Origin of the sequence: Rothia nasimurium, from assembly GCF_928392795.1 — a bacterium.
Classification (GTDB): Bacteria; Actinomycetota; Actinomycetes; order Actinomycetales; family Micrococcaceae; genus Rothia; species Rothia nasimurium_F.
Genome location: NZ_CAKMTJ010000003.1, coordinates 144,467 through 157,060, shown reverse-complemented (window position 1 = coordinate 157,060; position 12,594 = coordinate 144,467). Strand labels below are relative to the sequence as shown.

General features: G+C 57.8%; 12 protein-coding genes. 1 reads left to right on the top strand and 11 read right to left on the bottom strand.

Translation table 11 applies throughout. The features are described from left to right. Positions 1-5: 5 nt before the first annotated feature. The 9 genes from L6963_RS04810 to rpsB form a co-directional block, all read right to left on the bottom strand. Positions 6-272 (bottom strand): GlsB/YeaQ/YmgE family stress response membrane protein, encoded by a 267-nt coding sequence (locus L6963_RS04810; RefSeq protein WP_135012796.1) that lies wholly within the window; start codon positions 270-272, stop codon positions 6-8. A gap of 232 nt (positions 273-504) precedes the next feature. Continuing rightward, positions 505-2,127, bottom strand: coding sequence for a solute symporter family protein (locus L6963_RS04805; protein WP_237206766.1), 1,623 nt, complete (start codon positions 2,125-2,127; stop codon positions 505-507). Positions 2,128-2,141: 14 nt separating this feature from the next. Further along, positions 2,142-2,513, bottom strand: a complete 372-nt coding sequence (locus L6963_RS04800; protein ID WP_237205493.1) for a DUF485 domain-containing protein — start codon at positions 2,511-2,513, stop codon at positions 2,142-2,144. Between the two features lie 120 nt (positions 2,514-2,633). Further along, on the bottom strand, positions 2,634-3,236 hold the full coding sequence (locus L6963_RS04795) for a DivIVA domain-containing protein (protein ID WP_237206765.1): 603 nt from the start codon (positions 3,234-3,236) through the stop codon (positions 2,634-2,636). A 33-nt stretch (positions 3,237-3,269) separates the two neighbouring features. Beyond that, positions 3,270-4,115, bottom strand: coding sequence for a phosphatidate cytidylyltransferase (locus tag L6963_RS04790; RefSeq protein WP_237206764.1), 846 nt, complete (start codon positions 4,113-4,115; stop codon positions 3,270-3,272). Positions 4,116-4,121: 6 nt separating this feature from the next. Next, complete coding sequence (gene frr / locus L6963_RS04785; RefSeq protein WP_185173305.1) at positions 4,122-4,679, bottom strand: ribosome recycling factor; 558 nt, start codon at positions 4,677-4,679, stop codon at positions 4,122-4,124. Between the two features lie 81 nt (positions 4,680-4,760). Then, entirely contained in the window at positions 4,761-5,501 is a 741-nt protein-coding gene (gene pyrH / locus L6963_RS04780) for a UMP kinase (protein ID WP_237206763.1), read from the bottom strand. A 141-nt stretch (positions 5,502-5,642) separates the two neighbouring features. Continuing rightward, a complete protein-coding gene (gene tsf, locus L6963_RS04775; RefSeq protein WP_185173306.1) occupies positions 5,643-6,473 on the bottom strand; it encodes a translation elongation factor Ts in 831 nt (276 codons plus the stop codon). 123 nt (positions 6,474-6,596) lie between these two features. After that, a complete protein-coding gene (rpsB, locus tag L6963_RS04770; protein WP_185173307.1) occupies positions 6,597-7,406 on the bottom strand; it encodes a 30S ribosomal protein S2 in 810 nt (269 codons plus the stop codon). Between the two features lie 571 nt (positions 7,407-7,977). Here rpsB and L6963_RS04765 point away from each other — a divergent pair. After that, positions 7,978-8,466 carry a M23 family metallopeptidase gene (locus L6963_RS04765; RefSeq protein WP_237206762.1) on the top strand — a complete coding sequence of 163 codons (489 nt, stop codon included), beginning with the start codon at positions 7,978-7,980 and terminating at the stop codon, positions 8,464-8,466. Here the strand turns inward: L6963_RS04765 and L6963_RS04760 are convergent. Both L6963_RS04760 and L6963_RS04755 read right to left on the bottom strand, forming a co-directional pair. Next, positions 8,463-10,775 carry a S8 family serine peptidase gene (locus L6963_RS04760; RefSeq protein ID WP_237206761.1) on the bottom strand — a complete coding sequence of 771 codons (2,313 nt, stop codon included), beginning with the start codon at positions 10,773-10,775 and terminating at the stop codon, positions 8,463-8,465. The genes L6963_RS04765 and L6963_RS04760 overlap by 4 nt on opposite strands. A gap of 67 nt (positions 10,776-10,842) precedes the next feature. Continuing rightward, positions 10,843-11,853, bottom strand: coding sequence for a hypothetical protein (locus L6963_RS04755; protein ID WP_237206760.1), 1,011 nt, complete (start codon positions 11,851-11,853; stop codon positions 10,843-10,845). Positions 11,854-12,594 lie beyond the last annotated feature (741 nt).

Genomic DNA, 12,594 nt, shown 5'->3' with positions numbered 1-12,594 from the left:
AGGGCTTAGGCCTTGTTCTTGGTGATGGCACCGTAGATCCAGAGGACCAGCAGGGAGCCTACAACTGCGGTGAAGAGGGTACCAATACCGACACCGCCGCTCATACCATCTGAGAGGAAGGGCAGGAAGGAACCGAGCCAGCCACCGAGCATAGCACCTACGATACCGAGCACCATGGTAACCAGGATGCCGCCGCCCTGCTTACCGGGCATAATCAGCTTTGCGATAGCACCTGCGAGGAGACCAATGATAATCCAACCGAAAATTGACATGTTTTCCTTCTTTCATAGGGTTACGGGGATGAGCCCGAATTGTTCAGTGTGCTTCTAGTTTATATCAAATTCCAAGATAAAGCTAAGCAAGCTACAAGTGTGTTGGCTTACTATCCCCCTGTGTTATACCAAAGCACCCCTACCTCACCACACAGTAAACCCCCACCGCCAACCAGCCCTACTATGGGCTGCCAGCGATGGGGGTTTACAGCGGGCGCCAGCCTACCGGCTCTTAGTGGTCGATAGCTCCTTCGGCTCCAACACCGGTAAGAGAGCGAACTTCCATCTCAGCCTGCTTGATCTCATCTTCCTTATCGCCACCGAGTGAGCCCAGGAAGCCCAGCAGGAAGGCTGCAGGAATCGCTACGATACCGGGGTTAGCCAGGGGGAACCAGGCAAAGTCAGCACCGGGAATCATAGAGGTCTCAGCACCGGACATCACCGGGGAGAAGATAATCAGGATCACCGAGATGCCCAGACCACCGTACATAGACCAGAGGGCACCGCGGGTCTTGAAGCCCTTCCAGAAGAGGGAGTAGACGATGGTGGGCAGGTTAGCCGAGGCAGCTACCGCGAAAGCCAGAGCCACCAGGAAGGCTACGTTCTGCCCCTGAGCGCCGATACCACCTGCAATGGACAGCAGGCCAATAACAACCACGGTGGTTTTTGCTACGCGGATTTCCTTGGCGGGGTCAGCGTTGCCCTTGCAGATAACGTTGGTGTAGATATCGTGGGCAAAAGAGGCGGACGCGGTGATAGCAAGACCCGCCACCACAGCCAGGATAGTTGCGAAAGCAACGGCAGCAATCACACCCATGAGCAGGGAACCACCCAGTTCAAAGGCGAGCAGAGGAGCAGCCGAGTTCACACCACCGGGAGCTGCCGTAATGGCGTCCGCACCCACCAGAGCTGCAGCGCCGAAGCCCAGCACCAGGGTGAAGAGGTAGAAGAGGCCAATCAGCACGATAGCCCAGACCACCGACTTACGCGCTTCCTTAGCTGTGGGAACGGTGTAGAAGCGCATCAGAACGTGAGGCAGGCCAGCTGCACCAAAAACCAGAGCCAGGGAGAGAGAGATAAAGTCCAGCTTGGTCAGGTCATTCAGGCCGTACTTGAGGCCGGGCTCAAGAATAGCCGGGTTACCGGAGGTTTCAACCGCCGAACCGAGCATGGCGGAGAAGTTGAAGCCGTAGATTGCCAGAATCCAGATGGTCATAATAGCGACGCCAGAGACCAGCAGAACAGCCTTGATAATTTGCACCCAGGTGGTACCCTTCATACCGCCGATCAGAACGTAGACGATCATAAGTACGCCCACGATGATGATGACCAGCGACTGGCCAGCCTTGGAGCTAATTCCCATCAGCAGGGAAACCAGGGCACCTGCACCGGCCATCTGGGCCAGCAGGTAGAAGAGGGTAACAGCCAGGGTTGAGATACAGGCAGCAATTCGGACGGGGCGCTGACGCAGACGGAAGGAGAGCACATCTGCCATGGTGAACTTACCTGTGTTACGCAGGGGCTCAGCCACCAGCAGCAGGGCTACCAGCCAGGCAACCAGGAAGCCGATGGAGTAGAGGAAGCCGTCATACCCCTGCAGGGCGATAGCACCCACAATACCGAGGAAGGAGGCTGCCGAGAGGTAGTCACCCGCGATAGCCAGACCGTTCTGGGTACCGCTAAAGGAGCGGCCACCGGCATAGTAGTCAGCTGCGGTCTTGTTGTTCTTAGAGGCGCGAAGCACCACCACCATGGTGGCCAGCACGAAGGCACCGAATACGGCCATGTTTACCCAGGGGGTACCCACGTTCTGGGTGCTAGCTTCAGCCGCGAGGAGGGTTCCTGTAGTCGTCATGAAAAGTTCACCCCTTAGTGAGCCTTGTGGGCGTAGTTGCCGGATTCAATGTCGCTGCGCAGGCTAGCTGCACGGGGGTCAAGCTTGCGGTTAGCGAAAGCTACATACCAGCCAGTGATAGTGAAGGTGGTAACGAACTGCAAGAGACCGAAGATGATGCCGATATTGACATTGCCCAGCACCTTGGTTGCCATGAAGCCGGGGGCATACACCGCCAGAATCACATACAGCAGGTACCAGACCAAGAAGGCCACGGTCATGGGGAAGACGAAAGACCTGTGGGTTGCGCGAAGCTCTTTAAACTCACCGCTATTCTGAGCTGCCTTGAAATCAACGTGCTCAGCGTCGATTAGAGGCTGGTGAGATTCTGGTGATGCGTGTGCCATCACTACCTCCTTTGTGTAACTCAACACACATTAGCGTGTAATCTACATTACATACAAGTATCTAGACTAAAAAAGGTGGACCACCCGAAATATTTCGGGTGGTCCACCTATCAAGTAGTCCTAGCTGCTGGAAGCAGCCGTATCGTTCAGATACTCAATAGCCCTGTCCAAGAAGGCATCGACCTGGGTTTCCTCATAGCTGAGGTCCCCCGTTGCCGGGCTAAAAGCAGCCGACCTAACATCGGCGGGGCCGAGGACGTCCGCCCCCTCAAGGTGGGCCAAGAGGCGCTCGCAGAGGGCATCAACTTCTTTCACGAAGTAGCCCTTGGTGAGACGCTTGGAGGGCCTACGGAAACGCTGGCCGGCGGGGCGTTCCAGGCGTCCGCGCAAAAGGTCCTCAAGTTCCTGCACAGCCTGGTCCCAGGTCCCCTGCCCGTAGCGCTGCACGTACAGGTGGCGTTCCAGCTCGCAGAAGCGGTCTTCAACCTTGTCGAGGGCAGCATCGACGTCCTGCGGGTCATAGCCCCCGCTCTCCCCCTCAAAGATGGCTTCACGCACCGTCCGGGAGGTATGTATGTCCTTGCCCAGCTCTGCGCCGGAAAGCATCAATTCATAGTCGTCGGCTAGGCGGGTGAAGAAGGAATCTACAGCAGCTACCGAGTACCCCTTCTCGTGGGAACTAACCCGGCGGAATTCACCGGAAGATTCAGCCTGATGTTTCATTGAGCCTCCAAATATCTGACAGCCCTCTGCCTCTTAGAAGAGAGCTGAGAGTACCGAGAAAATCACGTAGCCGATGGCGATAGCGAACACGATGGAATCCAGGCGGTCCATCACGCCACCGTGGCCGGGCAGAATATTCGACATATCTTTGATGCCGATTTCACGTTTGACCATGGACTCCCCCAGGTCGCCCGCTGTTGAAGCTACGACCAGGAAAATCGCCACAACCAGGCCGTACCACCAGGGGTCACCGATGAAGAGCGAACAGATGATGCCCACGATAATCGAGCCCACCATCGACCCGGCAAAGCCCTCCCAGGTTTTCTTGGGGGAGATTTTGGGGGCCATGGGGGTCTTGCCCCATTTCACGCCGGCGATGTAGCCCCAGGTGTCGTTGCCGATAGCCATGAGCAGAATCATGAGCACCTTACCGGGGCCCGATTCTTCGCGGTAGAGCAACAGGGCCAGGGAAATCATGAAAGGCACCCAGGACATCACGAAGATGGAGCCCATAATCGACATAATCATGCCGTCGCGGTGCCCTACGATACGCCAGCCAATCAGCACCAGAATCGAGGCGACCACGGTAAAAATTAGCCAGGACCCGCCCCCGTAGTAGGCGGCAAAGGGCATGACAAAGGCTGTTGCAACGGCAGGAATAACGGGGATTCCCATGCCGCGTTTCTGGTTGAGCCCGTGGCAGACCTCCCAGGTACCTACCGACACGGCAGCAGCCGCCAGGAACACAAGAATAAGAGGGACGAAAAACAAACCCACCGCCAGCAACGCGCCCAGCACGAGGCCGACGGTGATGGCGGCGGGTAGGTTCCTGCCGGCTTTAGAGGCCTGGGGCGGCTGTTCTTGAGATTGAACAGTCATTCGGATTTAGACCTCGAGCAGTTCAGCTTCCTTGGACTTCAGCAGCGCATCAACGGTGTCGATGTGCTTCTTAGTCAGGGCGTCGAGTTCCTTTTCACCGCGTGCGCCCTCGTCCTCACCGATTTCGCCGTCCTTGACCAGCTTGTCGAGAGCGGTCTTGGCGTGGCGGCGGGTGTTGCGCACAGCAACGCGGCCTTCTTCGGCCTTGTGGCCTGCCATCTTGATGTATTCCTTGCGGCGCTCTTCGGTCATTTCGGGCATGACAACGCGCACGACGTTGCCGTCGTTGGCGGGGTTAGCACCGAGGTCGGAGTCGCGGATTGCCTTTTCAATGGCACCCAGGGCGCTCTTGTCGTAGGGGGTAATCAGGACGGTGCGAGCTTCGGGGGTCTGGAAGGACGCCAGCTGCTGCAGGGGGGTGGGTGCACCGTAGTAGTCTGCGGTGAGGTTTGCGAAGAGGGCGGGGTTGGCGCGTCCGGTGCGGATTGAGGCAAATTCGTTCTTGAGGGCCTCGACGGACTTGTCCATCTTTTCGCCGGCTTCGAGCAGGGTTTCTTCAACCATCTGTTGTTAGTCCTTTAGGGTTGTGCCCGTCAGTGGGCGCTGTATAGGTAGTCTCTATCTAGTCTAGTGGTCTTGGAGCCTTTAGGCAGTGACCAGAGTGCCGATCTCTTCACCTAAAATTGCGCGAGCCACATTTCCCTCTCCCTGCATACCGAAGACGCGCATGGTGACGTTGTTGTCCTTGCAGAGGGAGAAGGCGGTCTGGTCCATGACGCGGATGTTGCGCTTGAGGGCCTCGTCGTAGGTGAGCTTGTAGAGGCGCTCGGCGTTGGGGTCCTTGTTGGGGTCGGCGGTGTAGATGCCGTCCACGCCGTTCTTGGCGACGAGGACCTCGTCAGCGTGGATTTCGAGGGCGCGCTGGGCTGAGACGGTATCGGTGGAGAAGTAGGGCAGACCTGCGCCAGCACCAAAGATGACGACGCGGTCTTTTTGCATGTGGCGGATAGCGCGGCGGGGGATGTAGTTTTCTGCGACCTGCTGCATGGAGATGGCAGACTGAACGCGGGTGTCGATGCCGGCCTGCTCAAGGAAGTCCTGCAGGGCAAGAGAGTTCATGACGGTGCCGAGCATGCCGATATTGTCGGCGCGGGAACGGTCCATGCCGGCCTCTGAGAGCTCTGCGCCGCGGAAGAAGTTGCCGCCACCAACAACGACTGCGACTTCGACTCGACCGATGGTCGAGGCGATCTGTTCTGCGATGCCGCGGACGACCTCGGTGGAGATACCAACTTCACCGCCGCCGAAGACCTCGCCGGAGAGCTTGAGTAGGACGCGGCGGCGGCCGGTATCGTCGCGGTGGATGGTTTGGGTTGACTCTGCCATGGTGGCCCTCCTGAAAAAGGTCAAAAATTTTTTGCGGCATCCCTTGCGCGCTTTGTTTCTAGCATACGGCAAAGGGGAGCCCCTGTGCGGGGCTCCCCTGAGCTATGAGCTTTTTTGGTGCTCAATCACACCTGACGAGTATTAGGCGCCGACGCGGAAACGCTCGAAAGCGGTTGCGGTTGCACCGTTCTCCTCGAGAACTGCAGCTACAGACTTTGAGGAGTCCTTAGCGAAGTCCTGGTCGAGCAGGGTGTTTTCCTTGTAGAAAGCCTTGAGCTTACCTTCAACGATCTTGGGGATGATCTGCTCGGGCTTGCCTTCGCCGCGTGCGGTTTCTTCAGCAACGCGCTTCTCGGCCTCGATGTCCTCAGCTGAGATGGAGTCTGAGTTGAGGTACTTGGGGCTCATTGCAGCGATGTGAACGGCTACGTCGTGAGCAACTTCCTCGGTGTTCTCGCCAGCTACTGCGAGCAGAACGCCAACCTGTGCGGGCAGGTCCTTGGAGGTCTTGTGCAGGTAAACTGCAACGTTCTCGCCCTCAACGCGAGCTACGCGGCGAACAACGATCTTTTCGCCGAGCAGGGCGCCTGCTTCGGTGGTGAGCTCGTCGACGGTCTTACCTTCGTAAGAAGCTGCCTTGAGTTCTTCCAGGGTGGAAGCGTTAGCGGCAACTGCTGCTTCGAGAACGTCGTTACCGAACTTGATGAAGGGCTCGGACTTAGCAACGAAGTCGGTTTCTGAGTTAACTTCAATCATGAAGCCGACGCCGTTTTCTACGCGGGCAGCAACGAGGCCTTCTGCGGTTGCACGGCCTTCGCGCTTGGTGACGCCCTTGAGGCCCTTAACGCGGATGATTTCCATTGCCTTCTGCTGGTCGCCGTTGGCCTCGTCGAGGGCCTTCTTGACGTCGAGCATGCCTGCGCCGGTCTTTTCGCGCAGAGCCTTGATGTCGGCTGCGGTGTAGTTCGCCATGGTGAACTCCTTATATTTTGAACAGATTAGGGAAATCTATTGGGTTCCTGCCGGTATCTTCGGCAGAAGAGGTGAGAACGGCACCCACCGAATGTGGGCGGGTGCCGTTTCTCTTATGAGGCTTTACTTAGCTTCTTCAGCGGGTGCTTCTGCCTTGGCAGCTTCGTGCTGCTCGAGCAGTTCGCGCTCCCATTCAGCCATGGGCTCTTCGGAAGCGTTAGCTGACTTGCCGGCCTTCTTGTTTTCGCGTTCCAGCAGACCTTCGGCAACTGCGTCCGCGATGACGCGGGTGAGCAGGTTGACGGAGCGGATTGCGTCGTCGTTGCCGGGGATGGGGAAGGAAACCTCGTCGGGGTCGCAGTTGGTGTCGAGGATAGCAACTACGGGGATACCCAGCTTCTGAGCTTCGTCAACAGCCAGGTGTTCCTTCTTGGTGTCAACAACCCAGATCAGTGAGGGGGCCTTGGTGAGGTTGCGGATACCACCGAGGGTCTTCTCGAGCTTCTCGTGCTCGCGACGCAGAAGCAGCAGTTCCTTCTTGGTGAACTGTGAGCCTGCGACGTCGTCGAAGTCGATCTGCTCGAGTTCCTTCATGCGCTCGATGCGCTTTGAAACGGTGGCGAAGTTGGTGAGCATACCACCGAGCCAGCGGTGGTTAACGTAGGGCATGTTCACGCGGGTAGCCTGCTCAGCGATGGCTTCCTGAGCCTGCTTCTTGGTACCAACGAACAGAACGGTGCCGCCGTGAGCAACGGTTGCCTTAACAGCTTCGTAAGCCTGGTCGATGAAGGCCAGTGACTGCTGCAGGTCGATGATGTAGATACCGTTGCGCTCGGTGAGGATGAAGCGCTTCATCTTGGGGTTCCAGCGGCGGGTCTGGTGACCGAAGTGGACACCTGAATCGAGAAGCTGGCGCATAGTTACGACGGGCATGTCGTCTCCTTATGTATGAGGGGTGCCGGGCGGGCCCCTGATTCCAGGCTAGCTCCGCTCCGCGCATAGTAGTTATCGGTTTACATGTGGAGCCTGTGGGCGTGAGCCCGCTCCCCTGGTAACGCTCAGACTTTTTCGTTGGAGTGACGAAGCTGTCTCAGACCTTCACCGGCATGTGCCGGACCGAAAGTTCCTTATCAACTAGAGGCTAGTTGCTTCGCGTTACGCGACGTCAGACCCTGGGTGAAGCTCGCATGAACGGTTTACTCAGGAGGGGTCTCTATGTAAAGGGATTCCCCTTGCCCTAGCTCTACCCGTTTTTGGGCAGGCACAGGGGCAAACTGCAATCAACAACTATACCGCATATTTTGGTTTTAATCAGCGGGTTTTCAGCTCTTGTGGTGGCAGGTTTCCAGTGGTAAAGATAGTCGCAACCGACGGTTGACGCTGCCAGGGGTAAGGGGCGGGAATCAACCGGGAGGTTTTTGCTATGTCTGCTCTTGGATCGCCCTCGAGAGCTTGTATGAGGGTACTGAGGGTCTGCTTGTGCGCCCTGTTCTTGGTGGGTGCTGTGGCGCCTGCTGCCGTTGAGGGACGGACGCCGCCCTGGCAGGCTCCGGTGGAGGGCCAGCTTGAGGTGCTGCGAGGCTTTGAGAAACCCGCTGCCCGCTGGTCTGCCGGGCACCGCGGGGTTGATCTGGCGCTGGGGCCAGGCGGGGGCGTCCTTGCTCCTTATGAGGGTGAGGTGGTTTTTGTCGGCACCGTGGTGGATCGGCAGGTACTCACCCTTGAGCACCCGGACGGGCGGCGGTCGTCCTTCGAGCCGGTGAGCGAGCCGCTCCCTGTCGGCACCCGAGTGCAGGCGGGTGACGTCATCGCTCAGCTAGATTCTGATATTCAGCACTGTGCCCCCAACTTTTGCCTGCACTGGGGAGTACGAGAACCAGCTCCTGGCTCTGAAACAGCACGCAGGGGGCTCGATTACACGAACCCCCTGCTACTTCTAGGGCTTGAAAGCCCTAGCGTGTTACTACCTATCGGCGATGATTTTGCGGCCTAGCGGACTCGTTGCACCCCATCAGTCTCAGTCCACCGCAGTTCAGCGCCGCTAGAGAATCTCAGGGTCACGCTACCGTCTGCCTGAGCAGTCTCATCAGTTGTAGGGAAACCCAGAGTGCTGGTATAGCCGTTATTAACCCAATACCAATAAAGCGCACCATTAGCAGCAACCTTACGAGTACCCGTAGCCGGTGACCAAATCAACCTAGTCTCCCAACCATTCTGCGCCCTAAACACCTGCTGCGCTCCCCCAGGAACAGCCTGTTCATCCGTTAGAGGGAACCCCAGAGTGGTAGCATGCCCTAAATCTACCCAGCGGCTAAAGATAGCACCCTTTCCGTTCATCGTCCGTGTTCCGGTAGTAGGCGACCAGTAGAAACGAGTTTCTTTCCCGTTGAGGCGGAACGTCTGACGCGCCCCATACGCGTAAGCGCTCTCATCCTCACTGGGGAAACCGTAGGTGCCAGTGCCCCCCTCGCGAGTAAAACGTCCACCGATACCACCGGCCTCCCACACCACATGGGTACGATGATGCTCAGGAGTCCAATAAAAAGCAAACCGACGCCCATCAGCAAGGGCAAACTTCTGCATGGCTCCGCCAGCAATAGCAGTCTCAGCAAAAACCGGGTACCCGTACCCGTTCTCATAACCGCCAGCCCGGTATTTCGCACCAATACCACCTGAGAAGTAAACAGGGTAGGCCCCGGTGCGTGGGGTCCAGTAGATGGTGTAGTTTTTTGCGAAAGCCTGGCCTACGCCACCATCACGCAGGGGAAATTCAGCACTGGTAGGCGTTCCAAAAGTGGCAGCTGCTCCGTGGGCGTAGTAGTAGGCACCAATAGCACCAACCAGCGGGAAACCTCGGGTGTCAGCGACAGCTGCAACTGCGCGAGGAGCGTTAACAAACCGGTAGCCGTTGACGTTAGAGCCGGTGTTCTTAAGAATGGCGCGAATCTGCTCCACTGTAATACTGGGGTTACGCTCCTTCATCATGGCGATAATGCCGCTCACGTGAGGGGCAGCCATAGAGGTGCCGTTGAGCGGACCGTAGCCGGGCCCAGCCTGTGTATAGGCACCGGTGTTGACGGTTGACCATACGTCGGAGCCGACTGCACCACCGGGAGCCAGCACATCAAGCATGGGCCCCCAGTTGGAATAAGCGGTCATAACGTTGCCGTTGGCGGTTGCCCCAACCACGATAGCTCCCAGACAGTTAGCCGGTGAGGTACCAACTGCGTTTGCACCAAAGTTACCTGCCGCCGCAACTACCGGAACGTTCCGTGCATGAGCTGCATTGATGGCGTCCTGCAGGACCCTGGGGCAGGTTGCCGAGTAGAAGCCTTCGGAGTAGTTAACGACGTGAGCTGGTGTGGGGTTGGCAGGAGCACCGGGGACGGGCACACCTGCACTCCAGGCAATACCGGCGGCCTGGTCAGAGGTGTAGGCCCGGCCATTGACACCCATAATGCGGGAATGTTGGATGCGGGCGTTGGGGGCAACACCGGCTACCCCAGCCCCATTATCGGTTGCGGCTGCGGCAATGCCGGCCACATGGGTTCCATGCCACATGGAACGGGGGACCTGCGGGCCCCAGTCGCCCTCATCATTGGGGTTAGGGTCCCAGCCATTGCCGTCCCGGCTCTGATCAGCTGATACAAAGTCGTAGCCGGGCAAAGTCTTTGCAGCTAGCTCAGGGTGCCAGGTCTGACCGGTATCAGCGATACCGATGACGATGCCCTCACCGGTAGCGTACCGCCAGGCGCCGGGCGCGTCGATAGCTCGCATATTCCACTGGCGGCTAGCAAAGTAGGGGTCGTTAGGCGGGTTACGGGAAGTGGCTGCCTGGCCGGTTGTGATGATGAGGTCAGGTTCAGCATATTCAACATCTGGTTGAGCTTCGAGTAAGTCAACAACCTGAGCCTGCTCAACCGGGTCAATCATCTCCTGAAGATCTACAACCTGAGCCTGCTCAACTGTCTCATGGGAGACCTCTGCGGTGTCTACGGCCGCAGTGGCATCAGCGACCTCATTCAGAATCTGGGCCTGTTCGTGACCGTCTACCCCGTCCTTAAATTTCACCACCAGACGGTCGGTATCTGGCTCAGCTGTCGGCTGGTAGCGGGTGGTCATCTCACCTGCTGGGCCAGCGGACGGGCCACCGCTGACCTGCCCCTGGAATGCGGTGTCGCCACCTGCACCCTGAGGCGGGGCTGCCTGGGCCACAGTGGGTTGGGTCGCGAATAAAAAACCCGCTGCAAGCACCAAGGAACAGGTGCCTGCAACGGACTGCAAAAATGGCGAACGGGCCATAACTACTCCCTCAAATGTGTGTGTTTCTACACAGCATACGGTATGAGGAAGTAGTTAAGGGGCTCCACTATGAACGCGCGTATGCTACCGGAGTAACAATGCCGGTCTCAGCTGACCAGACCAGCAGGGTCTCAGTGCCATCAGCGGCACGGAAGAGCTGCTGGGCACCACCTTCAATGCTGTATTCATTAGCTACCGGCTCGCCAAAGGCATCGGCACCACCCTGAGCGTAGTAGTAGGCGCCAATACCGCCGATAAGCTTGGGTTCAACCTTGTCGAGGGCCTCTTCCAGAATCACGGGGAAGTCGTAGTTGTGGTGCTGGATGCCAGGTAGCACGGTGAAGTCTACGTTGTTGAAACCGGCAGCTGCGTAGACGTTGTAGCCGTTTTCTGCTGCCCCGTAGGCTGACCAGGCAATCGGCCAGGTTGCGCCCATGCCGTCCTCAGAACCGATATACCACTGCAAGGAGAAGTCCTGGGCGGTCTCTGAGGGTAGGGTCTGCATGCCGTTACTGTTACCGCCACCGACCATCACGGAGCCGCCGCCGGTGCGCCAGGTGTCCTGGCTGTCAGCCAGCAGTTCAAAGCCGGTGATTTCAGCGCCGCCGGAGTGGCCGATGGTCCAGACGTTGGAGGAATCCAGGCCTGCTTCAGCAATGAAAGAGCTAGCGAAAGAGCGGAACCAATCGCCGTTAGCGTCCATGGACTGCCACCAGGTGATGCCGTTGCCGCTTGCGTCCTTATCGGGTGAAATCACGGGCACGAAAATCATGTTGCGCTCGTTAGCGACTTCGGCCATGCCGAGCAGCTGAGAGTTGTTGGGGGAATGTACCTTGGACTGGTTGGTGAACCAGTAGTCTCCGTCGAGGTAGAAGACAACGCCTACGGGCTGGGCCCAGTCGATGTTCTCTGCGTAGACGTGGTAGTTGGAGCTCACACCAGCTTCTGAGGTGTAGGTCGCGAACTGGGTGGTGTTAGTGGTTGCCTGAGCACTGGTAGTACCAGCAGCGAGCAGGGAGCTAGCCAGCAGACCGGTGGCAAGGACGGGTGCGGCGGCGCGCTTGAGGGAAAAAGACATAGTTTCCTCTGATGTAGATGGGATGCGAGTGATAGAAAGTGAAAACTTTCCTCAGCAAATGTAGCACCCGGCCGGTAAGAGCGCGAGAACTGCGTGAGAATAGCCGGTGAACGGGGCGTGTCGTCCACGCTTTGAAAAGGTGGTGTGAGGGAGAAGGAGTGAGGACGCCCCAGCTCAGCTCTAGAAGGAGCTGACGGCTCCGAGCCGGGTAGCAAAAAGCCCTTCCTTTCTGTTGGAAGAAAGGAAGGGCTTGTTCTGTAGGGCCTGCGGGGCTTGAACCCGCGACCAAGGGAATAGAGATATAGGGTTTTAGCAAGATTCATCTACATTTACCAATATCGCTATGACTAGTGTAAATACCCTATTTTTACCGCTTCATCATTCGCCTAGATTTGCCAACATAGCTCTGTTTTCGTTGGGTTTTCGTTGGGTAAATCGGCCCCACCTCTCAGCCGCAGCAGGCCCCCGAGGCTAGCAGAGGGCGAGGGGCTCTACTTATTTTCGGGATCAAGAAAAAAGTATTTCCACGGGGCTCCATGGGGTCAAGGGGCTCCATAGGGTCACCCCTGGCTAAAGAGGGGTCGCCATGGGGTAGGTCGTGAGAGGCGAATCCCCATGGGGTACGCACTTTCGCGCACCCTTGTTGAGCGGCGGGGCAGGGCCTGCTGCTCCGCCTTTTTCGCCGTCTGGTGAAATAGCACGTCAAAGTGGGTTCCCCTGGGGCATACGGGTGCGTGAAAA